At 72.4% G+C, this 22,519-nt stretch carries 20 protein-coding genes; 10 read left to right on the top strand and 10 right to left on the bottom strand.

Annotated features, from left to right (window positions below):
• Positions 1–18: 18 nt before the first annotated feature.
• Positions 19–4,797 (bottom strand): Lhr family helicase, encoded by a 4,779-nt coding sequence (locus STRTU_RS09005; protein WP_269777342.1) that lies wholly within the window; start codon positions 4,795–4,797, stop codon positions 19–21.
• A 126-nt stretch (positions 4,798–4,923) separates the two neighbouring features.
• Between STRTU_RS09005 and STRTU_RS09000 the strand changes: the two genes are divergently transcribed.
• From STRTU_RS09000 to STRTU_RS08990, 3 genes are all read left to right on the top strand, one after another.
• Complete coding sequence (locus STRTU_RS09000; protein ID WP_159743063.1) at positions 4,924–5,805, top strand: AraC family transcriptional regulator; 882 nt, start codon at positions 4,924–4,926, stop codon at positions 5,803–5,805.
• A gap of 111 nt (positions 5,806–5,916) precedes the next feature.
• Positions 5,917–6,765 (top strand): AzlC family ABC transporter permease, encoded by an 849-nt coding sequence (locus STRTU_RS08995; protein ID WP_371873575.1) that lies wholly within the window; start codon positions 5,917–5,919, stop codon positions 6,763–6,765.
• A complete protein-coding gene (locus STRTU_RS08990; protein WP_159743062.1) occupies positions 6,762–7,070 on the top strand; it encodes an AzlD domain-containing protein in 309 nt (102 codons plus the stop codon). Before STRTU_RS08995 ends, STRTU_RS08990 begins: the two co-directional genes overlap by 4 nt.
• Before the next feature lie 3 nt (positions 7,071–7,073).
• Here the strand turns inward: STRTU_RS08990 and STRTU_RS08985 are convergent, their stop codons facing one another.
• Positions 7,074–7,994 carry a hypothetical protein gene (locus STRTU_RS08985; protein ID WP_159743061.1) on the bottom strand — a complete coding sequence of 307 codons (921 nt, stop codon included), beginning with the start codon at positions 7,992–7,994 and terminating at the stop codon, positions 7,074–7,076.
• Positions 7,995–8,071: 77 nt separating this feature from the next.
• Here STRTU_RS08985 and STRTU_RS08980 point away from each other — a divergent pair, with 77 nt between their 5' ends.
• The 4 genes from STRTU_RS08980 to recX all read left to right on the top strand — a co-directional run bounded on the left by STRTU_RS08980 (position 8,072) and on the right by recX (position 11,703).
• Positions 8,072–8,266: a DUF3046 domain-containing protein gene (locus STRTU_RS08980; protein WP_018092932.1), complete on the top strand. Its 195-nt coding sequence runs from the start codon at positions 8,072–8,074 to the stop codon at positions 8,264–8,266.
• A gap of 182 nt (positions 8,267–8,448) precedes the next feature.
• Entirely contained in the window at positions 8,449–9,621 is a 1,173-nt protein-coding gene (locus STRTU_RS08975; protein ID WP_159746793.1) for an AI-2E family transporter, read from the top strand.
• Between the two features lie 303 nt (positions 9,622–9,924).
• Positions 9,925–11,040 (top strand): recombinase RecA, encoded by a 1,116-nt coding sequence (gene recA / locus STRTU_RS08970; RefSeq protein WP_159743060.1) that lies wholly within the window; start codon positions 9,925–9,927, stop codon positions 11,038–11,040.
• A 6-nt stretch (positions 11,041–11,046) separates the two neighbouring features.
• Positions 11,047–11,703 carry a recombination regulator RecX gene (recX, locus tag STRTU_RS08965; RefSeq protein ID WP_159743059.1) on the top strand — a complete coding sequence of 219 codons (657 nt, stop codon included), beginning with the start codon at positions 11,047–11,049 and terminating at the stop codon, positions 11,701–11,703.
• Between the two features lie 25 nt (positions 11,704–11,728).
• On the opposite strand, the gene STRTU_RS08960 is transcribed toward recX, so the two are convergent.
• The 7 genes from STRTU_RS08960 to STRTU_RS08930 all read right to left on the bottom strand — a co-directional run bounded on the left by STRTU_RS08960 (position 11,729) and on the right by STRTU_RS08930 (position 18,414).
• Complete coding sequence (locus STRTU_RS08960) at positions 11,729–12,136, bottom strand: rhodanese-like domain-containing protein (RefSeq protein ID WP_159743058.1); 408 nt, start codon at positions 12,134–12,136, stop codon at positions 11,729–11,731.
• Positions 12,133–12,675, bottom strand: a complete 543-nt coding sequence (locus STRTU_RS08955; RefSeq protein WP_159743057.1) for a cupin domain-containing protein — start codon at positions 12,673–12,675, stop codon at positions 12,133–12,135. Before STRTU_RS08955 ends, STRTU_RS08960 begins: the two co-directional genes overlap by 4 nt.
• A gap of 197 nt (positions 12,676–12,872) precedes the next feature.
• Entirely contained in the window at positions 12,873–14,693 is a 1,821-nt protein-coding gene (locus STRTU_RS08950; protein WP_159743056.1) for an FAD-dependent monooxygenase, read from the bottom strand.
• Between the two features lie 183 nt (positions 14,694–14,876).
• Positions 14,877–15,812 carry an amino acid ABC transporter permease gene (locus STRTU_RS08945; protein ID WP_159743055.1) on the bottom strand — a complete coding sequence of 312 codons (936 nt, stop codon included), beginning with the start codon at positions 15,810–15,812 and terminating at the stop codon, positions 14,877–14,879.
• Positions 15,813–15,885: 73 nt separating this feature from the next.
• Complete coding sequence (locus tag STRTU_RS08940) at positions 15,886–16,533, bottom strand: amino acid ABC transporter permease (protein WP_159743054.1); 648 nt, start codon at positions 16,531–16,533, stop codon at positions 15,886–15,888.
• A 130-nt stretch (positions 16,534–16,663) separates the two neighbouring features.
• Positions 16,664–17,572 (bottom strand): glutamate ABC transporter substrate-binding protein, encoded by a 909-nt coding sequence (locus tag STRTU_RS08935; RefSeq protein WP_159743053.1) that lies wholly within the window; start codon positions 17,570–17,572, stop codon positions 16,664–16,666.
• 56 nt (positions 17,573–17,628) lie between these two features.
• A complete protein-coding gene (locus tag STRTU_RS08930; RefSeq protein WP_159743052.1) occupies positions 17,629–18,414 on the bottom strand; it encodes an amino acid ABC transporter ATP-binding protein in 786 nt (261 codons plus the stop codon).
• Positions 18,415–18,694: 280 nt separating this feature from the next.
• On the opposite strand from STRTU_RS08930, the gene STRTU_RS08925 reads away from it, so the two are divergent.
• The 3 genes from STRTU_RS08925 (at position 18,695) to STRTU_RS08915 (ending at position 21,283) form a co-directional block, all read left to right on the top strand.
• A complete protein-coding gene (locus STRTU_RS08925) occupies positions 18,695–19,435 on the top strand; it encodes a response regulator transcription factor (RefSeq protein ID WP_159743051.1) in 741 nt (246 codons plus the stop codon).
• A 16-nt stretch (positions 19,436–19,451) separates the two neighbouring features.
• Positions 19,452–20,867: a sensor histidine kinase gene (locus STRTU_RS08920; protein WP_159743050.1), complete on the top strand. Its 1,416-nt coding sequence runs from the start codon at positions 19,452–19,454 to the stop codon at positions 20,865–20,867.
• A 212-nt stretch (positions 20,868–21,079) separates the two neighbouring features.
• Positions 21,080–21,283, top strand: coding sequence for a cold-shock protein (locus tag STRTU_RS08915; RefSeq protein ID WP_006602702.1), 204 nt, complete (start codon positions 21,080–21,082; stop codon positions 21,281–21,283).
• Between the two features lie 93 nt (positions 21,284–21,376).
• Here the strand turns inward: STRTU_RS08915 and STRTU_RS08910 are convergent, their stop codons facing one another.
• A complete protein-coding gene (locus tag STRTU_RS08910; RefSeq protein ID WP_159743049.1) occupies positions 21,377–22,372 on the bottom strand; it encodes a TAXI family TRAP transporter solute-binding subunit in 996 nt (331 codons plus the stop codon).
• Positions 22,373–22,519 lie beyond the last annotated feature (147 nt).

Raw genomic sequence — 22,519 nt, 5'->3', positions numbered from 1 at the left:
ATCCGGGAGCCGCCGGCGTCATCCGCGCAGGCGCAGTCCCCGGGGGGTCGGGTGGAAGCCGGCGGTCTCCAGGGTGACGGCGAAGGGGGAGGAGAGGGCCGCGGTGCCGTTGATGCGTTCGGTGGTGATGGTGCCCAGGGCGCCGGCGCGGGCGGCATCCGTGAGCGCCTCGACGGCGAGCTGGAGGCGGGGGTCCGTGGCGGCCCGGTCCGGGGCGGGGCCGAGCGGCCAGATGAGCAGGGTCTTGCCGCCGCGTTCCATGTAGAGCGTCAGCTCGCCGTCGACGAGGACGACCAGCGAGCCCGCCTTGCGGCCGGGTTTGTGGGTCGAGCCCTCGGGCGGCTCGGGCCAGGCCAGGGCGGCGCCGTAGGCGTTGGCGGGGTCGGCGGCGGCCAGCACGAGGGCGCGCGGTGGGCCGCCGCGTCGGGACTGCGCCGGGCCCGTCGGGGCGCGCTCCGGCAGCGCGTCATCGGCGGTGCGCTCCCGCTGGGTGCTGACCGCGCGCAGCCGGTCCACCGCGCCGTCCATCGCGAACTGGGCCGCGCCCAGCCCCTCCACCACATAGCCGCGCCGGGCCTGGCCGGACTCCTCGAAGGCGGCCAGCACCCGATACGCGGCGGAGAACCCGCCCTCGACCCCCTCGGCGGCGACCGCGCCGCGGGTGACGACACCGTGCCGGTCCAGGAGGGCACGGGCCAGGGCATGGGCCCGGTGGGTGGGGTCCGGCTCGGTAGTGGGCAGGAGCGACCAGCGGCCGCCCACCGTGGGCGGACCGGAGCGGGAGGCGGTGGGCCGGGCGCCGCGGCCCACCGCCGCGGTCAGAGAGCCGTACCGCCCCCGGGGGACGGCGCGGCGGGCGCGATGGGCGGTCGAGCCGGCCGTACGGCCCGAGCCGAGCAGGGCGCGCAGCGGGGCGAGGGTGTCGTTGGTCAGCCGGCCCGACCAGGCCAGGTCCCACAGCGCGTCGGCCAGTTGCGGATCGGTGGCGTCCGGGTGGGTGGTGGCGCGCACCTGGTCGGCGAGCTGGCGGAAGAACAGGCCGTATCCGGGGGCGAGGGCGGTCAGCAACGACTCGTGCAGCGCGGTCAGTTCCAGCGGGAGCGGCGGCGGGAGCAGCAGCGGGGCGGAGTCGGCCAGATGGAGGGAGAGCCAGCCGTCCTTGCCGGGGAGCGCACCGGCACCGGCCCACAACACCTCGCCGGTGGCGGTGAGTTCGTCCAGCAGGGCGGGGGTGTAGCCGCCCACACGGGACGGAAGCACCAGCTTCTCCAGGGCGGAGGCGGGCACCGGGGCGCCCTGGAGCTGCTCGATGGCCCGGACCAGGCCGTCGATGCCGCGCAGGCTGTGCGAGGCGCCGCCGGATGCCGCGGGCACCCCGCCGGCCGGTGCCGGGCGCGGTGCGCCGACGTGCTGCCACTGGGGGAGGAAGGCGGCGAGCGCGGCGGGCGGCACCGGCTCCAGCTCCTCGCGCAGCGCGGCCAGGGAGCGGCGGCGCAGCCTGCGCAGCACCTGGGCGTCACACCACTCCTGGCCGATGCCCGCGGGATGGAACTCGCCCTGCACCACCCGGCCGGCCGCGGCCAGCCGCTGCAGCGCCCCGTCGGTGACGGCCGTGCCGAGGCCGAAGCGGGCGGCGGCCTGCTCGGAGGTGAACGGGCCGTGGGTGCGGGCGTAGCGGGACAGCAGATCGCCGAGCGGGTCCTTGACCGGTTCGGTGAACGACTCCGGGACACCGACCGGCAGCGCCGTGCCCAGCGCGTCACGGAGCCGTCCGGCGTCCTCGACGGCGGCCCAGTGGTCGGCGCCGGCGATCCGTACGGAGAGGGCCCGGCGGGTGGCGGCCAGCTCCCGGGGCCAGGCCGGGTCCGCGCCGCGCTCGGCCAGTTCGGTGTCGGTCAGCGGTCCCAGCAGCCGCAGGACGTCGGCGACGCCCTCGACGTCCTTGACGCGCCGGTCGTCCGTACGCCACTGCAGCTCGCGCTCCAGCTCGGCCAGCACCTCGGCGTCCAGCAGCTCGCGCAGCTCGGCCTGGCCCAGCAGCTCGGCGAGCAGCCGGGAGTCTAGGGAGAGGGCGGCGGCCCGCCGCTCGGCGAGCGGGGAGTCGCCCTCGTACAGGAACTGGGCGACATAGCCGAACAGCAGCGAACGGGCGAACGGGGACGGCTCGGGGGTGGTGACCTCCACGAGGCGGACCCGGCGGGCCTCGATGTCCCCCATCAGCTCCGTCAGGCCCGGCACGTCGAAGACGTCCTGGAGGCACTCGCGGACGGCTTCCAGCACGATCGGGAAGGAGCCGAACTCGCTCGCCACCTGGAGGAGCTGGGCGGCCCGCTGGCGCTGCTGCCACAGCGGGGTGCGCTTGCCGGGGCTGCGCCGCGGCAGCAGCAGGGCACGGGCGGCACATTCCCGGAACCGGGAGGCGAACAGCGCGGACCCGCCGACCTGGTCCGTCACCAGCTGATCGACCTCGCCCTGGTCGAAGGCGACATCGGCGGCCCCCACGGGGGACTGCTCGGGGTCGTACTCCGCCCCGGAGCCGGGCGGTCCGGCGGACGGGCCGAAACCGTCGTCGCCGTCGAGGAGATCGAGGCCCATCAGATCGGCGTCCGGCAGCCGCAGCACGATGCCGTCGTCGGCGTGCATCACCTGGGCGTCCATGCCGTGGCGCTCGGCGAGACGGGCGCCTAGGGCCAGCGCCCAGGGGGCGTGGACCTGCGCGCCGAACGGGGAGTGGATGACCACCCGCCAGTCGCCGAGTTCGTCGCGGAACCGTTCCACGACGATCGTGCGGTCATCGGGGACATGGCCGCAGGCCTGCTTCTGCTCGGCGAGGTAGCTCAGCACATTGGACACCGCCCAGTCGTCCAGCCCGGCGGCGGACAGCCGGGCCCCGGCGTCCTTTGGCGGGAGCGAGCCGACCTCGCGGAGGAACGCGCCGAGCGCCCGGCCCAGTTCCAGGGGGCGGCCCAGCTGGTCGCCCTTCCAGAACGGCAGCCGCCCCGGCACCCCGGGGGCGGGAGTGACCAGCACCCGGTCACGGGTGATGTCCTCGATGCGCCAGGACGTCGTACCGAGCGTGAAGACATCGCCGACGCGGGACTCGTAGACCATCTCCTCGTCCAGCTCGCCCACCCGTCGCCCGCCGCCCTTGCCGGAGTCGCCGCCCGCCAGGAACACGCCGAACAGGCCGCGGTCGGGGATCGTGCCGCCCGAGGTGACGGCCAGCCGCTGGGCACCGGGGCGGCCCGTGACGGTGTGCGCCACGCGGTCCCACACCAGGCGCGGCCGCAGCTCGGCGAACGCGTCGGAGGGGTAGCGGCCGGCCAGCATGTCCAGCACGGCCGTGAACGCCGACTCCGGAAGGGCGGCGAACGGGGCGGCCCGCCGGACCAGACCCAGCAGCTCCTCGACGTCCCAGGTGTCCATCGCGGCCATGGCGACGACCTGCTGGGCGAGCACGTCCAGCGGATTGGCCGGCACCCGCAGCGCCTCGATGGCGCCGGAGCGCATCCGCTCGGTGACCACGGCGGCCTGCACCAGATCGCCGCGGTACTTGGGGAAGACGATGCCCGTCGAGACCGCGCCGACCTGATGCCCGGCCCGCCCGACGCGCTGCAGCCCGGACGCGACCGAGGGCGGCGACTCCACCTGGACGACCAGATCGACCGCGCCCATGTCGATGCCCAGCTCCAGACTGGAGGTGGCCACCACGGCCGGCAGCCGGCCCGCCTTCAAGTCCTCCTCCACCTGGGCGCGCTGCTCCTTGGACACGGAGCCGTGATGCGCACGGGCCAGCACCGCCGGCGCGCCCTTGGCGGCACCGGCCTCGGCCATCAGCTCCGCGGGGGAGTGGTGTTCGGGCAGGGGCTCGCCCGTGGACCGCTCGTAGGCGATCTCGTTGAGGCGGTTGCACAGCCGCTCCGCCAGACGGCGGGAGTTGGCGAAGACGATCGTGGAGCGATGGGCCTGGACGAGATCGGCGATCTTCTCCTCGACCTGCGGCCAGATGGACGGCTTCTCACCGGTGTCGCCCTCCTGGACGGGCGAGCCGCCCAGCTCGCCCATGTCCTCCACCGGGACGACCACCGAGAGGTCGAAACGCTTCCCGGACGGCGGCTGGACGATCTCCACCCGGCGCCGCGGCGACAGATAGCGGGCCACCTCCTCCACCGGGCGGACCGTCGCCGACAGCCCGATCCGGCGCGCCGGACGGGCGAGGAGCTCGTCCAGCCGCTCCAGGGACAGCGCCAGATGCGCCCCGCGCTTCGTGCCGGCCACGGCATGGACCTCGTCCAGGATCACCGTTTCGACGCCCGCCAGCGCCTCCCGGGCCGAGGACGTCAGCATCAGGAACAGGGACTCGGGAGTCGTGATGAGGATGTCCGGCGGGCGGTTGGCGATCGACCGGCGCTCGGCGGGCGGGGTGTCCCCGGAGCGGATGCCGACCGTGATGTCCGGCTCCGGCAGCCCGAGGCGGACCGACTCCTGGCGGATGCCGGTCAGCGGACTGCGCAGATTGCGCTCGACGTCGACGGCCAGCGCCTTCAGCGGGGAGACGTACAACACCCGGCAGCGCTTCTTCGGCTCGGCGGGCGGCGGGGCGCTCGCCAGCGCGTCCAGCGACGCGAGGAAGGCGGCCAGCGTCTTGCCCGAGCCCGTCGGCGCCACCACGAGGACATCGGAGCCCGCGCCGATCGCCCGCCAGGCCCCCTCCTGCGCGGCCGTGGGCGCGCTGAACGCCCCGGCGAACCAGCCGCGGGTCGCGGGAGAGAACGAGTCGAGCGCTGCCTGGGCCATGTCCCCCATCGTGCACCGGACCACTGACAACGCGGACCCACGCGCCGCGCCGGCCGGGCCCTCCCCGGCCGTCCACGCTTCGGACGCGCAGGTCGGCAGCCACCCGGCGGACGCACAATGGCCGACATGGCCATGGTCAGCGGGGAGCACGCGGCCGACGGCGGGCCCGGTGCGGCCGCCGTGCCGCGGGCGCGCGGCGAGTGGGCGCGCCACTGGCGCTACGACGGGCTGCCCGGCCTCGACCTGCTGCGCGCCCGCTACGTCCGGCACTCCTTCCCCCGTCATGCGCACGACGGCTATGTCGTCTGCGCGGTCACCGCCGGCATCGAGGAGGTCGGGCTCCGGGAGGGCACCGTCCGGGCAGGCCACGGCGGCATCATCATGCTCAACCCGGAGGTCGCGCACACCGCCCGGGCGGGCGCACCCGAGGGTTGGGCCTACGCCACGCTCTACCCGTCCTACGAGGTCGTCGCGGAGATCGCCGAGGAGACCACGGCCCTGCGCGGCACCGCGGGATTCGACCGGACGGTCGCCCAGGACCCGCAGCTCGCCGGCATGATCACCGAGATCCACCGGGCCGCCGAGACCGGCAACGCCCTGGCCGCCGACAGTCTGCTGCGGATCGCCGTGGCCCGGCTGCTGCGCCGCTACGGAGGTCCGCTTCCGGCGCGAACGCCCCGCACCGCGGGCGCCCGGACCGCCGCCTGCGCCCGGACCGTCCTGGAGGAGCGGATGGCCGACCCGCCCTCCCTGGAGAGGCTGGCGCAGGAACTCGGTACCGGCCCGTTCGCGCTGCTGCGGGCCTTCAAGGGTGCGTACGGCATGCCACCGCACACCTGGCTCACCGACGCCCGGGTGCGCCGGGCCCGCAGGCTCCTGGAAGCGGGCCGCACACCCGCCGATACGGCCGTCGCCGTCGGCTTCGCCGACCAGCCGCATCTGAACCGGCACTTCACCCGGATCGTCGGCGTACCTCCCGGGGCGTACCGGAGGGAGCGCTCGGCCTAGGGGTGGGCGGTACGGGAGGGCACGGGCCCTGTGAGCGCCGTGCGGCGGTGCGTGCCCCGGGCGCAAGAACGTACAAGACGTGCGAGGTCGCCGGACCCTAAGGTCCGGGACGTGCCAGAACAGATAGAGATACGCACCACGGAGCGGGCCGCGCCACCGCCGCCGGCACCGCCTTCGACATCCGACGCCGCCGTCATCAGGGACGCACTCGGCGTCGGCGTCGCCGTCGGCCTTTCCGGATTCGCCTTCGGTGTGACGTCGGCCGGCGTCGGGCTCAGCCTCCTGCAGACCTGTGCGCTCAGCCTGCTGGTGTTCACCGGTGCCTCACAGTTCGCCCTGGTCGGCGCGCTGGCGGCGGGCGGCAATCCGCTCACCGCCGCGGCCGGCGCGTTCTTCCTGGGCGCCCGCAACGCCTTCTACGGGCTGAGGCTGTCCGCCGTCCTCGGGTACCGGTCCACGGTCAAACCCTTCGCCGCCCACTGGGTCATCGACGAAACCTCGGCCGTCACCCTGGCCCAGCCCGACCGGCGCACCGCCCGTCTGGGCTTCACCGTCACCGGGCTGACCCTCTACGTCCTGTGGAACCTCACCACCCTCGTCGGTGCCCTGGGCGCCGAGGCGCTCGGCGACACCGAGGCCTGGGGACTGGACGCTGCCGGCCCCGCAGTCTTCCTGGCGCTGCTCGCGCCGATGCTCAAGGACACCGTGGAGCGGGTCGCGGCCGGTCTCGCCGTGGTGCTGGTCATGGTGACGCTGCCGCTGCTGCCCACCGGTGTACCGGTGCTGATCTCGGCGCTCGCCGCACCCGCCGTCCTCGTCGTCCAGGGGCGCCGGGAGCGGGCGAAGGAGGCCGGCACGGCGCAGGAGCCGGGCGTCGTCCCGGCCGGCCCCGCCGATCCGCCCGCGCGCCCGGACGGGGCCCCCGAGAGCCGCACCGCCATCGAGGAGGACCGGGCATGAACGTCTGGATCGCGATCGCCGTCACCGCCGTCGGCTGCTACCTGGTCAAGTACCTCGGCCTGGCGGCGCCCGCCGGCGTGCTGGAGCGCCCGCTCGTCAAGCGGCTCGCCGCGCTGCTGCCGGTGGCCCTGCTGGCCGCGCTCACCGCCCAGCAGACCTTCAGCGACGGCAGCCACCTGATGCTCGACGCCAAGGCCGCGGGGGTGGCCGCCGCGGCCGTCGCCCTCGTCATGCGGGCGCCGTTCCTCCTGGTCGTCGGCGTCGCCGTGGCGGTCACGGCAGGGGTGCGGGCCCTGGGAGGGTGAGCCCTAGAGGGGGCGCCCGTACGCCCGGAGGGTCTGCAGTGCCTTGAGCGTCACGATCGGGCGGCTCTCCAGCGCCGTGCCGGGTGCCCAGACCCGCCAGTTCACGGGCCAGCCGCCGTCCTCCTCCTGGAGTGTGACGAGGTGGTCCAGTGCCCGCTCCATTTCCTCGTCGGTGAACCAGTCGCGGGCCAGCGAGCCGGGCGCGGGCGCGAAGTCGTACGCCAGGTGGTGTTCCCCGGGGGCGTACCCCGGTGCCACCGGGACGTCCGCGGCCTGCTCCGGGTCGAGGAGCACCAGACGCCGGTCCCGTACGAGCCGGCCGAGCCGCTGTGCCGCGGCGGCGGCCCGCGGCCGGTCCGGGGCGCCGTCCAGGAAGGCCACCGCCGCTTCGACCTCGTACGGGTGGGTCTCCTCCATCGACTCCACGGCCGCCCAGCAGTAGTCCGTGGCCCGGAACAGCCAGGCGTGCCAGACCTCGTTGCGGTGCAGGACGCCGACCACGGGACCGGTGGCCAGCAGGGCGCTCGGCGGGTTGTCGACCACCGGGATCCAGGGCGCGGCCGGATAGCCGCGCAGCGAAGGGTGCAGCGCGGGCAGTGCGCCCTCCGGGGTGGAGATCTTCGTCAGATAGCGGCAGATCCGCTCCACCTGGCGGCCGTCGCACCGCCCGATCAGATCGAGGACCTTCAGGGCGTGCGCGGTGTGCAGCGGCTGGCTGACCGGGCCGCGCAGATCGGGCTCCAGGGCGTGGCCGAAGCCGTCGTCGTCGTTGCGGTACGCGGCGAGCGCGGTCTCCACGGGGTCGGCCCCGCCGCCGAGGAAGTGGTACTCGAAGAGCCGCTGCTCAAGCACCCGGGCGGTCAGCCAGACGAATCGCTCGGCACGCGCCAGAGGAGTCGAAAGTGAGCTTACGTTTTCGGCCATGGGCTGACCGTAGAGCCGTTTCCTCCCGGTGGCACCGGGTCGCGACCGCTGCCCTCCCAGGGCGGGATACTGAAGGCATGCGGTTGACGGTCTTCTGGCAGCGGATGGCGGATCACTTCGGTGCGGCGTATGCCGACTCCTTCGCGCGCGATCATGTGATGTCCGGCCTCGGCGGCCGGACCGTTCATGAGGCGCTGGACGCGGGGTGGAGCGCCAAAGAGGTGTGGCGGGTGGTCTGCTCGGTCATGGATGTGCCGTCCGACAAACGCTGAACGGGTGCCTTCGCACGGCTCTGACCTGCGAGGAAGGGGGCCCGCCAGGCGGGTGGCGCGGTCCGGGAGACCGACCCGGACCCGGAGTGTCATGACCGTACGCGACACTTGGCTCCGTGTCCGAGTCAGATGAGATCCCCAGCAACGACGTCCCACGCCCCGAGGGCCGGTCCGATGCGCGGATGCCGCGCTGGCTGCCGCGCGCCATGGTGCTCGCGCTCGCCCTCGTGGCCTGCTTCCAGCTCGCCACCTGGGGATTCCACCAGCTGATCACCCTGCTGCTGAACGTGCTGATCGCGTTCTTCCTCGCGCTGGCCGTCGAACCGGCCGTCGACTGGATGGCGGCCCGGGGCATGCGGCGCGGGCTGGCCACCGGACTGGTCTTTCTGAGCATTCTCGTCGTCGCGGCCGGATTCTTCGCGTTGCTCGGCTCGATGCTCGCCGGACAGATAGCCAACATGGTCGAGGAGTTCCCGCAGTACCTGGACTCCGTGATCAGCTGGATCAACAACACCCTGCACACCCACCTCTCGCGGGTCCAGGTGCAGAACAACCTGCTCAAGTCCGACTGGCTGCAGAAGTACGTCACGGACAGCGCCAACAACGTGCTGGCCGTCTCGGCGACGGTGCTGGGCAGTCTGTTCAACCTGCTGACGGTGGCGCTGTTCTCGTTCTACTTCGCCGCCGACGGCCCCCGGCTGCGCCGCGCGCTGTGCTCCGTGCTGCCGCCGCACCGCCAGACGGAGGTGCTGCGCGCCTGGGAGATCGCGGTCGCCAAGACCGGCGGATATCTCTACTCGCGCGGTCTGATGGCGCTGATCTCCGGCATCGCGCACTATGTGCTGCTGGAGATCCTGGGGGTGCCGTACGCCCCGGCGCTGGGCATGTGGGTGGGCCTGGTCTCCCAGTTCATCCCGACCATAGGGACCTATCTGGCGGGCGCCCTGCCCATCCTGATCGCGTTCACCGTCGACCCCTGGTACGCGCTGTGGGTCTTCGGCTTCGTCGTGATCTACCAGCAGTGCGAGAACTACCTCCTGCAGCCGCGGATCACCGCCAAGACGGTGGACATCCATCCCGCCGTCGCCTTCGGCTCGGTCGTCGCCGGTACGGCCCTGATGGGCGCGGTGGGCGCGCTGATCGCGATCCCGGCGACGGCGACGCTGCAAGCCTTCCTCGGCGCGTATGTGAAGCGGTACGAGGTCACCGACGACCCGCGGGTCCACGGCCGACGCGAGCGAGGTGTCCGTGCCCTGGCCCGCCTGCGGCGGAATCTGCACTACGCGCAGCCGTCGGCTCCGCTGGAGGACCGGAAGGCGGGCGCCACCCGGGCCGAGGACCAGGACGTCAGCTGACCGCGGGGCGCACGAGGGAAGGCGTGAGGCGGCGTCGCACGGGGTGATTCCCTGTCGGCGACGACCGGCGGTGTCTGGCGGCGTCCGGCGATGCCGGTGGATGTCCTTCGATGCCTGTCGCCGTCTGCGTGAGGCTGCTTGACACCAAAATCGAACATCCATTCTCATGGGAGATCTGGCCTCTGTCCTCCGGCTTTTCGCGGAGTTATCCACAGGCCGGAGCCGGGTCCGGGCGCATTGTCAGTGGCAGGCGTTAGCGTCATGGACGTGAAGCGATCGACTCAAGCAAATCGGGTGGAACCCATGGCAGGCACTGACCGCGAGAAGGCGCTGGACGCCGCGCTCGCACAGATTGAACGGCAATTCGGCAAGGGCGCCGTGATGCGCATGGGGGAGCGGTCGAAGGAGCCCATCGAGGTCATCCCCACCGGATCCACCGCCCTCGACGTCGCGCTCGGCGTCGGCGGCCTCCCCCGCGGCCGCGTCATCGAGGTCTACGGCCCGGAATCCTCCGGTAAGACGACCCTGACCCTGCACGCCGTCGCGAACGCCCAGAAGGCCGGCGGCTCCGTCGCGTTCATCGACGCCGAGCACGCGCTCGACCCGGAGTACGCCAAGAAGCTCGGTGTGGACACCGACTCCCTGATCCTGTCCCAGCCGGACAACGGTGAGCAGGCACTGGAGATCACGGACATGCTGGTCCGCTCCGGCGCGCTCGACCTCATCGTGATCGACTCCGTCGCCGCCCTGGTGCCGCGGGCCGAGATCGAGGGCGAGATGGGCGACTCCCACGTCGGCCTCCAGGCCCGGCTGATGAGCCAGGCACTGCGCAAGATCACCAGCGCGCTCAACCAGTCCAAGACCACCGCGATCTTCATCAACCAGCTCCGCGAGAAGATCGGCGTGATGTTCGGCTCGCCGGAGACCACGACCGGTGGCCGTGCGCTGAAGTTCTACGCCTCGGTGCGGCTCGACATCCGCCGCATCGAGACCCTCAAGGACGGCACGGACGCGGTCGGCAACCGCACCCGCGTCAAGGTCGTCAAGAACAAGGTCTCGCCGCCCTTCAAGCAGGCCGAGTTCGACATCCTCTACGGCCAGGGCATCAGCCGTGAGGGCGGTCTGATCGACATGGGGGTGGAGCACGGCTTCATCCGTAAGTCCGGCGCCTGGTACACGTACGAGGGCGACCAGCTCGGCCAGGGCAAGGAGAACGCCCGCAACTTCCTCAAGGACAACCCGGATCTCGCCAACGAGATCGAGAAGAAGATCAAGGAGAAGCTCGGCATCGGCGTGCAGCCGCAGGACCCGGCGGCGGAGCCGGGCGCGGACGCCGCGGTGGCGCCGGCCGAACCGGCCGCCGCGGCACCGGCGGCCAAGGGCGCCAAGGGCTCCAAGGCCGCTGCGGCCAAGAGCTAGCCCGCCATGACGCGGCGAACGGAATGGCCGGGCAGCGAGGACGAGAGCCACAGCGCAGCCGGCTACGCCGAGACCCGTAGCGGCCGCAGGGGCCGCCATGGCCGTGAGGACAGCGGTGGCCCCTCCTCGTCGAGGGCCGAGTCGGGGCCACCGCGTACGCCCGAGGAACAGGCGCGGGCCATCTGCCTGCGCCTGCTCACCGGGAACCCGCGTACGCGCAAGCAGCTTGAGGACGCCCTGCGCCAACGGGGCATCCCCGAGGAGGCCGCGGACGAGGTGCTGTCCCGCTTCGAGGAGGTCGGGCTGATCAACGACGCGGCCTTCGCCGACGCCTGGGTGGAGTCCCGCCACCACGGGCGCGGTCTGGCCCGCCGTGCCCTGGCCCGCGAACTCCGCACGAAGGGAGTGGACTCCGCCCTGATCGATGTGGCCGTCGGCCGTCTCGACTCCGAGCAGGAGGAGTCCACCGCCCGCGAGTTGGTCGACCGCAAACTGCGCGCCACCAGAGGGCTGGACCGCGAAAAGCGCCTGCGCCGCCTGGCCGGAATGCTGGCCCGCAAGGGGTACCCGGAGGGCCTCGCCCTCCGCGTCGTCCGACAGGCGCTGGAAGAGGAGGGCGAGGATCCGGACCTGCTGGAGCAGCACGGTCTGCCGGAGGTGTGAGGGGTGGTGGCCGGTGCGACGACCGTCAGCGGCCCCCCACCTCCGAACCCGCCCCCGAAGCCACCCCCAACCCCGCCCGTCGCCAGGCCTGGAAGCCGCCGGCCAGGTCGGTCGCGCGGTGCAGGCCCAGCTGACGCAGGGAGAGCGCGGCGAGGCTCGATGCGTAGCCCTCGTTGCAGATGACCACGATCGGCAGATCGTGATGTGTCGCCTCGGGGGCGCGGTGTGCGCCCGTCGGGTCGAGCCGCCATTCCAGCTCATTGCGTTCGACGATCAGCGCGCCGGGGACGGTGCCGTCGCGCTCCCGCAGCTCCGCATAGCGGATGTCCACCAGCAGCCCGCCCGCCTCCTGGACGGCGGCGGCCTCCCGGGCATCGACCCGGTGCCCCAACTGGCGCCGGGCCTGCGCCAGCAGCGCGTCGATCGCGCTCATGCCCACTCCTCCGGCTGCTCGACCGCTTCGAGCCGCAGCACCGGCCCGGTGCGGCTGTAGCGGCGCATCAGCGGCAGCGGCGGGTAGTAGGCGTGCACCGACACCGCGTGGGTGTCCGCGGAGAGATTGAGCACCTGATGCACATGGTGCGGGCCGAACGCCCGGCCGCGCCCGTCGCTGAGCCGGCGCTCCCGGTCGACGCCGTCGGCGAGTTCCAGGGTCCTCCAGCCCTCGGTGGGCAGCGCGGCGGCGAGCGACTGCTCCGTCAGCTCACCCGTGGCCGCCGCGAAGGCGCCGCGCGAGCCGCCGTGATCGTGCCAGCCGGTGCCGGTGCCGGGCGGCCAGCCGATCAGCCAGGCCTCGCTGCCGCCCGGCCCGTCGAGCCGGAGCCAGGTACGGCCTTCGGGGTCGAGCGGGAGCGAGGCGACCAAGGCCGGGTCGGTGGCGGCCCGGCGGGCGAAGTCGAGGAGTTGGGAGGCGCTGGGCCCGCCGTCGTTGCCGGTGGCAGGCGGGCGCGCAGGGGTGTGTACGTCGGGCACGGAAACCGTCCTGAGTGATCGCGAAGAGGCGCGGCTGCCGGACAGAGGCGGGCGGCTGCGCGGGGAAGGAGATGCGGATCAGCAGGACGGAGGACACATGCAGCCCGCATAGCGGACCAGGTCGAGATGGACCCTCCGCCAGAATCGCGAGCTGTGATCGGTCATTCCCGGAGTGAAGCATGGGGCTTCCCACAGGGTCAACCGCGGAAGACTCCCTCTCCCTGACCTCCCGCTGCCTCCCCGGCCGTACCGCCCCGGGCCCCCTCCCCGGCCTCGCCGCCCCCGGACCCGGCGGTCTCTCCGCTTCCGCCGGACCGCCCGGCGGCCCGGCCGCCCCCGGTCACCGGCCCGTGCGCCCCGCCCCGTACCGCGTTCGCGCACGCCGCCATCTCCGCCGGGCGGACGCCGGACAGCGCCGTGACCAGATGGCCGTCCGGCCGCACGAGCAGCACGGTGTGCGCTGCCGCGCCCGGATAGGCCTCGGTGACCAGGATCTCGGCGTCCATGGGCAGCGCCTCGACCGCATCGGCCAGACGGGGCATCAGGCCCGCCGACTGCCAGTGCCGGCGGTCCCAGACGCCGGTGCCGGGCGCCACCAGCACCACCAGCAGGCCGCGCCCGAGCCGGTCGCGCAGCCGCACCACCGAGCCGTCCGACGCGGTCACCGCCACATCCGTGACCGGCGCGCCGGGCGGCGTCTCGACGAGGGGGCTGCCGGTGTGCTCGGCGGGCGGCCCCAGCGGGGTGCGGCCGTAGACCGGCGGTGCGCCGAGCGGGCCGCGGCCCAGGTGGCCGTCGGTCAGCAAGGTGCTGCGGCCGCGCGCCGCCCCCGGAAGGACGGTGCGCCAGCGGACCGCGCGGCCGTCCCGGAGCAGTGGCAGCGCCTGATCCGCGGCGCGCAGCCGGGCGGCGACGGCGCCCCGGCGCTCGGCCTGGTAGCTGTCGAGCAGTACGTCGGACGCGCCGTGATGCCAGGCCAGGCCCAGTTTCCAGGCAAGGTTCTCGGCGTCCCGCAGCCCTTCGTCCAGGCCCTGGGTGCCGAGGGCGCCCAGCAGATGCGCGGCGTCCCCGGCGAGGAAGGCACGGCCCTGCCGCCAGTCCCGGGCCAGCCGGTGGTGGACGGTGTGCACACCCGTGTCGAGGAGGTCGTACGGCGGGACCAGCCGGCCGTGTCCGCGCCCCCGGGTGCCGTCGCCCTCCGCGCCGGACTCGCCGGCCGGGCCCGACGGGGACTCGCTGGTCCAGCCGGCCAGCGAGTCCCGGATCCGGGCGACCAGGGCGTCCGGGGTGACCAGCTCGCGCCCCGGCGGCAGCAGCCAGTCCAGCCGCCAGACATGGCCGGCCAGCGGTCGGGCGGAGACCTCGCTGCCCGGCCCGCCGCCCTGCCGGGGCGGAGAGCGGTGCAGCAGGGCCTCACCGGGCCAGGGGAGCTCACAGCGCAGCGCGGCCACCGCATGCCGTTCGACGGCCGTCCGGCCCGGGAAGCGGATGTCCAGCAGCTTGCGGACGGTCGACCGGGGGCCGTCGCAGCCGATGAGGTAACTCCCGCGCCACCACGTCCCGTCGGGGCCGCGGGTGTGGGCGCTGACCCCGTGCTCGTCCTGTTCGAGACCGGTGAGCCGGCTGCCGGTGACGATCTCGGCGAGCTTCTCGTGGGCGAGGGCGGTGCGCAGGGCGCGGGTGAGCGCGTGCTGCGGGAGGTGGACCGGGGAAGCGGTGGCGGGGGCGGCCGCGCCGTCGGGGGTCCGTGGGGCGAAGGCGATGCGTTCGCGCAGGCGCCGTCGGCGCATCGTGCGCCAGGCCGTCCAGTGGGTGCCGGCGCTGTGCAGGGTGCCGGCGCAGCCGAGCCGGGCGACGAAGGCGGCGGTGTCCGGGCGGAGCACGACGGTGCGGGCGGGCCGGGCGTCCTCCTGGCCGGTGGTCTCGTCGAGGACGACGGTCGGGACGCCGAGGCGGGCGAGGGCGAGCGACAGGGAGAGGCCGACCGGGCCGGCCCCGACGATGATCACCGGGTCCACGGCGCAGCTCCCCGGGGCCGCTGGTACGTACGGGACATGCGGGAACTGGCAGTTGGAGCCCGGTGCGTGATCACACAGCGTATGCAACCCACTGCGACCGCTCGCGTCAAGTGACGGAGGCGGTGGCGGGTATGCCACCGCCTCCGGACGGATCGATATCGGCCGCGGACGGCCCGCTGTGCCTCAGTCCTTGGTGCCGACCGGCCCGTCGGGCACCGCGTCGGAGACCTCCATCGCGTCGGTGGCCGACACTGGCTCACCGGCCGTGGCGATCCCGATGCCCGTCTTGGCCCGCCGGCCGCGCCGCTCGATCCAGTTGGCGAGGGCGGACAGCGCCAGACACATCGCGACATAGATGCTGCCGGTCACGATGATGAACGGCACATAGGTGTCATTGCCGTTGACGATGATGTTGGTGCTCATCTGGCGGGCGGTGAAGAGCAGTTCCTCGAAGGTGATGATGTAGCCGAGGGAGGTGTCCTTCAGGGTCACCACGAGCTGACTGATGATCGTCGGCAGCATCGCCCGCACGGCCTGCGGGATCAGCACCGTCGTCATGACCTGCGTCTTGCTCATGCCCAGGGCGTACGCGGCCTCGCGCTGCCCCGTGGGCACGGAGTTGATACCGGCCCGCAGCACCTCGGCCTGCACCGAGCCGTTGTAGACCGTCAGTCCGACGACCAGTGCCCAGAACTGCGGCTGGTCGCCCGCCAGGCCGAGGCTCTCCCGGTTGCTGAGGAGGATCACCCACAGCGCGTAGATGGTGATCAGCAGCGGAACGGCCCGGAAGAGCTCGATGAACCCGGTCGCCACCCAGCGGACCGGCTTGTGGTCCGAGAGCCGCGCCACCGCGAGCAGCACGCCCAGCACCAGCGACAGCACCGCCGCCACCGCGAAGACCTGAAGCGTGGTCAGCAGACCGTCGCGGATATTGGTCCGCACACCGGCGTTGTTGAAGATGTTCCACACCTCGGGCGCGAGCTGGCCCTGGGTGTTCAGCCGCATCACGACGAAGACGATCAGCCCCAGCACCGCGAGGGCGCCGGCCACGGAGTAGACGCGGTTGCGTGTCTTCGCCTTCGGTCCCGGTACGTCATAGAGAACGCTGGCGCCGCTCATGCCCTTACCTCGCTTCGTTCCGCCCCGCCTGCGCGTGGCACCCACGTCGTGCTGATCCCCTGGTGGCGTCCGTTCATCGGGCGACCCCCATACGGCGCTCCAGCAGCCGGAAGAGGCCGCTGATGGCGAAGGTGATGATGAGGTAGGCGAGCGCGGTCCACAGGAAGATCCAGGCGATCGCGTAGCCCTTGTCGTTGAGCAGCTTGGAGACGTTGAACAGCTCGCCGAAGCCGAACGCTCCGGCGATCGCGGAGTTCTTCGTCAGCGCGATGAAGATGCTGCTCAGCGGGGGCAGTACGGTGCGCGTGGCCTGCGGGAGCACGATCTGGCCCAGCGTCTGGGCGAAGGTCATACCGAGGCTTCGTGCGGCCTCCGCCTGTCCCAGCGGCACGGTGTTGATGCCGGAGCGCACCGCCTCGCACACGAAGGAGGAGGTGTAGAAGCCGAGCGCCAGTGTGGCCAGCACGTAGGGGCTCGCGCCCTGGAAGAGGACCTGCGGGACGACGAAGAAGGCGACGAGGAAGAGCAGTGTCAGCGGTGTGTTGCGCAGCACCGTGACCCAGGCCGTCCCGAAGGCGCGCAGCGGCGGAATCGGAGAGACCCGGAAACCGGCTATGAGCACGCCGAGTACCAGCGCGAGCAGCGCGCTGGACGCGGTGATCGCCAGGGTTCCGAGGAATCCGTCCCGGAACTCGGGCAGATAATCGAGGAGTACGTTCATGGGGTCTCCGCGGTAGCGGTCATCGGGGCGGCGGCGGGAAGGGAGTCAGCGGCGGGCGCAGACACGGCGCCCCGCACACCCGCCGCGGCGGGCGTACGGGGCGGCACGGTCCGGTGGGTTCGCGAGCGCCTCAGTAGCGGGGCAGCGGCGTCTCCGGGGCGACGAACTTCGACCCGGACTTGCCGAGCGTGCCGTCGTACGCCTTCTTGTAGTCACCGTTCTTGATGTGGGCCTCCAGCGCGTCGGTGATCGCGTTGCGCAGGGCCTTGTCGGTCTTGTCCATGCCGACGCCGTAGGGCTCCTTGGTGAAGGGCTTGCCGACGACCCGGAGCTTCTGGGGGCGCTGGGCGGCGTAGCCCTTGAGGATCGCGTCGTCGGTGGTGACCGCTTGGACCTGGCCGTCGAGCAGGTTCTTCACGCAGTCCGAGTACTTCGACTGCTGGCTGGTGACGGCGCCGTACTTCTTCTTCTTGATCTCCTGCAGCGGCGTGGAGCCGACGATCGAGCAGACCTTCTTGCCCCGGACGGAGTCCGCTCCGGTGATGGACTTGTCGTCCTTGCGCACCAGGAGGTCCGCACCGGCCGTGTAGTACGGGCCCGCGAAGCCGACCTGCTTCTTGCGCTCGTCGTTGATCGTGTAGGTACCGACGTAGTAGTCGACCTGGCCGTTGGAGATGGTGGTCTCACGGACGTTGGAGTCGATCGTCTTGAACTGGATCTGCTTCTCGGAGAAGCCCAGGTCGGCGGCGACCATCTTGGCGATCTCGATGTCGAAGCCGGAGTACTTGCCGGTGGTGTCCTTGAAGCCCAGGAACGGCTGGTCGGCCTTGACACCGATGACGAGCTTCTTGGCCTGCTGTGCCTTCTTCAGCACCGGCGAGTCGATCTTCGGGGCCGAGGCGACCTTGTAGTCGCCGCTGAAGACATCCCCGCCGGCCGGCTTGTCGCCCGCCGCACCCGACTCGCCGCCACACGCGGTGGCCGTCGCCGCCAGCGCGAGCACCACCGCACCGGCCGCAGCCGTCTTACGCATCCTCATGGTGAACATCCTTTGGTTCAGCAGGTGTTGGCAATGATGGTGGCCCAACTGCGGCCTCAGTGGTGGAGGATCTTCGACAGGAAGTCCTTGGCGCGGTCGCTGCGCGGGTTGTTGAAGAACTGGTTCGGCTCGGCCTCTTCGACGATGCGGCCGTCCGCCATGAAGACGACCCGGTTCGCCGCGGAGCGCGCGAAGCCCATCTCATGGGTGACCACGACCATCGTCATGCCGTCCCGGGCGAGCTGCTGCATGACGTCCAGCACCTCGTTGATCATTTCCGGGTCGAGCGCGGAGGTCGGCTCGTCGAACAGCATCACCTTCGGGTCCATCGCCAGCGCGCGGGCGATCGCCACGCGCTGCTGCTGACCACCGGAGAGCTGTGCGGGGTACTTGTCCGCCTGGGTGCCGACGCCGACCCGGTCGAGCAGGGCGCGAGCCTTCTTGGCGGCTTCCGCCTTGTCCGTTTTACGGACCTTGGTCTGGCCCAGCATCACGTTTTCGAGCACCGTCTTGTGCGCGAAAAGGTTGAAGGACTGGAAGACCATGCCCACATCGGCGCGCAGCCGGGCCAGTTCGCGGCCCTCCTGCGGCAGTGGCCTGCCATCGATCGCGATGCTGCCGCTGTCGATGGTCTCCAGGCGGTTGATCGTGCGGCAGAGCGTCGACTTGCCGGAGCCCGAGGGCCCGATCACGACGACGACCTCGCCGCGGTTGATCGTCAGGTCGATGTCCTGGAGCACGTGCAGCGCGCCGAAGTGCTTGTTCACGTTGTCCAGCACAACCAGCTGGTCCCCTGCGGGCGCGGGACCCTCGGCGTTCTTGGTCACCGATACTTCGCTCATCGGCGGGTAGCTCCGTCCTCCTCGATTGGGGAGGACCCTAGTGACGCCCCGCGACCAGCGTCATTACATCTGAGGGGAACTTGAGCATAACGATCCGGCCGCGGCGGGACCCCGGGCGCGCAGCGCGGCGGGAGCGGCGGATACGACGCCATGGTGGTGTACCCGGCGTACCGGCTGGGTAACGGATGGCGGCGCGGAGGTGGCCGCCTCTTGACGCGCGGGCCTCCTATCGCCGTAGATGCCCTGTGGCCTGTACGCACGCACCCGGGAGGAGGGCCAGATGAGACTGCTGCTCGTCGAGGATGACGATCATGTGGCCGCGGCCCTGTCCGCGGTGCTCGCCAAGCACGGTCTGGCCGTCGTGCACGCGCGCAACGGTGAGGACGCGCTCAAGGCCCTGCTGCCCGACGCCGGGGAGCCGTTCGCGGTGGTGCTGCTCGATCTCGGCCTGCCCGACCAGGACGGTTTCGAGGTCTGCGGCCGGATCCGCAAGCTCTGCGCCACCCCCGTCATCATGGTCACCGCGCGGTCCGATGTGCGCTCCCGTATCCACGGGCTCAACCTCGGCGCGGACGACTATGTCGTCAAGCCGTACGACACCGGTGAGCTGCTGGCCCGTATCCACGCGGTGAGCCGGCGCAACGCCCCCGGGGGCGCCGAACAGCCCGCCGAGGAGGGCGCCGCCGAGGAGGCGCTGCGGCTGGGTGCGGTCACCGTCGAACTCTCCACCCGCCAGGTGGCGGTGGACGGCGCCGCGGTCCCGCTCACCCGCAAGGAGTTCGACCTGCTCGCGCTGCTCGCCCAGCGCCCCGGTGTGGTCTTCCGCCGGGAGCAGATCATCAGCGAGGTGTGGCGCACGAGCTGGGAGGGCACCGGCCGGACCCTGGAGGTGCATATCGCCTCACTCCGCGCCAAACTGCGGATGCCCGCACTGATCGAGACGGTGCGCGGCGTCGGCTACCGTCTGGTCGCCCCGGCCCCCGGCCCGGGGGCGCGGACGTCCGCCGCCCCGGCCTCCTGAAGGCCGCCGCGACCAGGTGCGCACCCGACTCCTCCCGCTCCTCATCGTCCTCATGGCCGGTGTCCTGCTCGCCCTCGGCGTCCCGCTCGGCGTCAGCACGGCCGGGGTGGAGCAGCAGCGCGTGGTCGTCGACCGGATCGACGACGCCGCCCGCTTCGCCTCCCTCGCCCAGTTCGTCACCGCCCGTCCCGACGCGGACGCCGACAACAAGACCGCGGAGGAGGACGAGCGGCGCGCCACCCTCCGTACCGAACTCGCGCGCTACTACGACCTCTACGGCATACGTGCCGGTGTCTTCTACCGCGATCGCACCCCGATGGCAGCCGCCCCCGTCGGCATGCCCGTACCCCAGGACGGTGAGGCCGGCCGGGCGTTCAGCGAGGCGCTGGCCGGCCGCCGCAGCCATGACCCGCACCAGGTCTGGCCCTGGGACGACACCGGCCGCATCCCTGTCGCCTCCCCGGTGATCCGCGACGGCGATGTGGTCGCCGTCGTCATGACCGACTCGCCCACGGAGCAGATGCGCGGGCGCGTCCTGCGCGACTGGCTGCTGATCGCGGCCGGCGAGTGCGCGGCCATGCTCGTCGCCGTCGCCGCGGCCTTCCGCCTCACCGGCTGGGTGCTGCGGCCCGTACGGGTCCTGGACGCGGCCAGCCACGACATCGCCACCGGCCGGATGAACGCCCGCGTCGCCGCCACCGCGGGCCCGCCCGAACTGCGCCGGCTGGCCCGGTCGTTCAACGAGATGGCCGACAACGTCGAGGACGTGCTGGAACAGCAGCGCGCCTTCGTCGCCGACGCCTCCCACCAGCTGCGCAACCCGCTGTCCGCGCTGCTGCTGCGGATCGAGCTGCTGGCCCTCGAACTCCCCGACGGCAACGCCGAGATCGCCTCGGTGCGCACCGAGGGCAAACGCCTGGCCCGGGTCCTGGACGATCTGCTCGATCTCGCCCTCGCCGAACACACCGCCGCCGACGTCCAGCTCACCGATGTCGCCGCGCTGGCCGCCGAACGCGTCGGCTCCTGGCGCCCGCTGGCCGACGACAAGGGCGTCGGCCTCACCTACGAGGGGCAGCCCGCGGTCACCGGCTGGGCCGACCCGGTGGCCCTCTCCAGCGCCCTGGACGCCGTGATCGACAACGCCCTGAAATTCACCCCGGAGGGCCGCCCGGTCACCGTCGGCGTCGCACCGGACGGCGAGCGTGTCCACATCACCGTCGCCGACCGGGGCCCCGGTCTCACCGACGACGAGCTCTCCCGGGTCGGTGACCGTTTCTGGCGCAGCAGCCGCCACCAGAACGTCTCCGGTTCGGGTCTCGGCCTGTCGATCACCCGTACCCTGCTCACCGCGGGCGGCGCCGGGATCAGCTATGCCCCGCATCCGCCGCACGGGCTGAAGGTCACGGTCACCGTGCCGCGCACCGCCCCGTGAGGGGACCGACCGCGCGGCGCTGGACAGCCCGGCCGACTGTGCTACCGTCGACGACGTTGCAGTTGTGGTACCCATGAACTTTGTGCGCGCCCGGAGGCTGGAAGCCCCGGGCGTTCCTTGTTTTCCGGACCTGTTCCGGTGTGGGGCAATCATCTCGGCGACAAGGAGGCCGTGCAGTACGGTCTCCCGTTTGCCCCATGAAGGAGAAAAACATGGCTTCCGGCACCGTCAAGTGGTTCAACTCGGAAAAGGGCTTCGGCTTCATCGAGCAGGACGGCGGCGGCCCCGATGTCTTCGCCCACTACTCGAACATCGCCGCGCAGGGCTTCCGTGAGCTCCTGGAGGGCCAGAAGGTCACCTTCGACGTGACCCAGGGCCCCAAGGGCCCGCAGGCGGAGAACATCGTCGCCGCCTGACGCACCTCGCGTCCCGCGAACGGGGCCCGCACCGGCACGTCCGGTGCGGGCCCCGGTCCGTTCACGGGCGCCCCGCCGCCCCCGGCGGACGTCTCAGGGCTTCTGGGACACGTAATAGCGCCGGGCACCGGTGTGCAGCTCCAGCGGGTCGGTGAACACCGCCGTCCGCAGATCCACCTTCTGCGCGGCATGCACCTGGCGCCCGATCCAGTCCCGGCTGTCGATCACGGTCCGGGTGATGCCCTCGGTCAGCGCGGCGTCCTCGCGGTCCGTCGTCACCAGCAGATTCGCCACCGCGATCGTCTTCACCGCCTGCCCGCCCTGGGCCCTCGGATAGGCGTCGGCGGGCATCACCGCGGCACGGTAGTAGCGGGTGCGCTCGCCCTGCCGGTGCAGCGCCTCGCTCAGATCCCCGAGCTGGACCAGCCGCACCGGGAAGCGCTGCGCCAGCCGCTGCACCGCCGTCGTCGGCAGCCCGCCGGACCAGAAGAAGGCATCCAGCTTGTGCTGCTCCAGCAGCTTCGGCATCCGGTCGATGCCGACCCGCACCGGCTCGATGTCCGTGGCGAAATCCAGCCCGGCCGCCTCCACCAGCCGCCGGGTGATCAGCTGGACGCCGGAGCCGTCGGTCCCCACCCCCACCCGCAGCCCCCGCAGATCCTTCGCGGAGCGCACCGCGGAGCCCTTCGGCACCACCAGCTGCGTGTAGTCGTCGTACAGCCGCGCACAGGCCCGCAGCGCGTCCGCGCCCGGCTCGCCCCGGACCTGGTACGCGGCGACCGCGTCCGCCGTCGCGATGCTGAACCCCGCACGCCCGGCGACCAGCTGCCGCAGATTGTCGATCGAGCCCTCGCTGCGGGCCAGCCGCAGATCCACATCCGGCAGGTCATGCGCCAGATCCTGCTTCAGCAGCTCCCCGTAGCGCGCGTAGACGCCGGTCGGCACGCCCGTCGCCAGCGTCACCTGCCCCCGGGGCGCGGGCGCGGCGCCCGTCGACAGCAGCCACCACAGCGCCAGCCCGAGGGTGACCAGTGCCGCGATCGCCGCCTGGGCGGCGCGGTGACCGGTGCGGGGGAGTGCTGTGACCATGGGCGGGATCCTGCCAGGGCCGCGGCGGGAAGGGGAGGGGCGCGGGCCGGTCGTGACGTCATCGGTGCCGTATCGCTCCCCGCCGCGGCCCCGGACCGGGGCTTGCACCCGTATCCCCAGGAGTTACGGTGGCGACGTGGCGCCCGT

The organism is Streptomyces tubercidicus (genome assembly GCF_027497495.1).
Taxonomy (GTDB): Bacteria; Actinomycetota; Actinomycetes; order Streptomycetales; family Streptomycetaceae; genus Streptomyces; species Streptomyces tubercidicus.
This window is presented reverse-complemented; position numbering and strand designations above follow the sequence as displayed.

Coding starts and splice junctions, on each gene's coding strand:
- STRTU_RS09005 (WP_269777342.1), bottom strand. CDS start 4,797: ATGGCCCAGGCAGCGCTCGACTCGTTCTCTCCCGCGACCCGCGGCTGG.
- STRTU_RS09000 (WP_159743063.1), top strand. CDS start 4,924: ATGGCCATGGTCAGCGGGGAGCACGCGGCCGACGGCGGGCCCGGTGCG.
- STRTU_RS08990 (WP_159743062.1), top strand. CDS start 6,762: ATGAACGTCTGGATCGCGATCGCCGTCACCGCCGTCGGCTGCTACCTG.
- STRTU_RS08985 (WP_159743061.1), bottom strand. CDS start 7,994: ATGGCCGAAAACGTAAGCTCACTTTCGACTCCTCTGGCGCGTGCCGAG.
- STRTU_RS08980 (WP_018092932.1), top strand. CDS start 8,072: ATGCGGTTGACGGTCTTCTGGCAGCGGATGGCGGATCACTTCGGTGCG.
- STRTU_RS08975 (WP_159746793.1), top strand. CDS start 8,449: ATGCCGCGCTGGCTGCCGCGCGCCATGGTGCTCGCGCTCGCCCTCGTG.
- recA (WP_159743060.1), top strand. CDS start 9,925: ATGGCAGGCACTGACCGCGAGAAGGCGCTGGACGCCGCGCTCGCACAG.
- recX (WP_159743059.1), top strand. CDS start 11,047: ATGACGCGGCGAACGGAATGGCCGGGCAGCGAGGACGAGAGCCACAGC.
- STRTU_RS08960 (WP_159743058.1), bottom strand. CDS start 12,136: ATGAGCGCGATCGACGCGCTGCTGGCGCAGGCCCGGCGCCAGTTGGGG.
- STRTU_RS08945 (WP_159743055.1), bottom strand. CDS start 15,812: ATGAGCGGCGCCAGCGTTCTCTATGACGTACCGGGACCGAAGGCGAAG.
- STRTU_RS08940 (WP_159743054.1), bottom strand. CDS start 16,533: ATGAACGTACTCCTCGATTATCTGCCCGAGTTCCGGGACGGATTCCTC.
- STRTU_RS08935 (WP_159743053.1), bottom strand. CDS start 17,572: ATGAGGATGCGTAAGACGGCTGCGGCCGGTGCGGTGGTGCTCGCGCTG.
- STRTU_RS08930 (WP_159743052.1), bottom strand. CDS start 18,414: ATGAGCGAAGTATCGGTGACCAAGAACGCCGAGGGTCCCGCGCCCGCA.
- STRTU_RS08925 (WP_159743051.1), top strand. CDS start 18,695: ATGAGACTGCTGCTCGTCGAGGATGACGATCATGTGGCCGCGGCCCTG.
- STRTU_RS08915 (WP_006602702.1), top strand. CDS start 21,080: ATGGCTTCCGGCACCGTCAAGTGGTTCAACTCGGAAAAGGGCTTCGGC.
- STRTU_RS08910 (WP_159743049.1), bottom strand. CDS start 22,372: ATGGTCACAGCACTCCCCCGCACCGGTCACCGCGCCGCCCAGGCGGCG.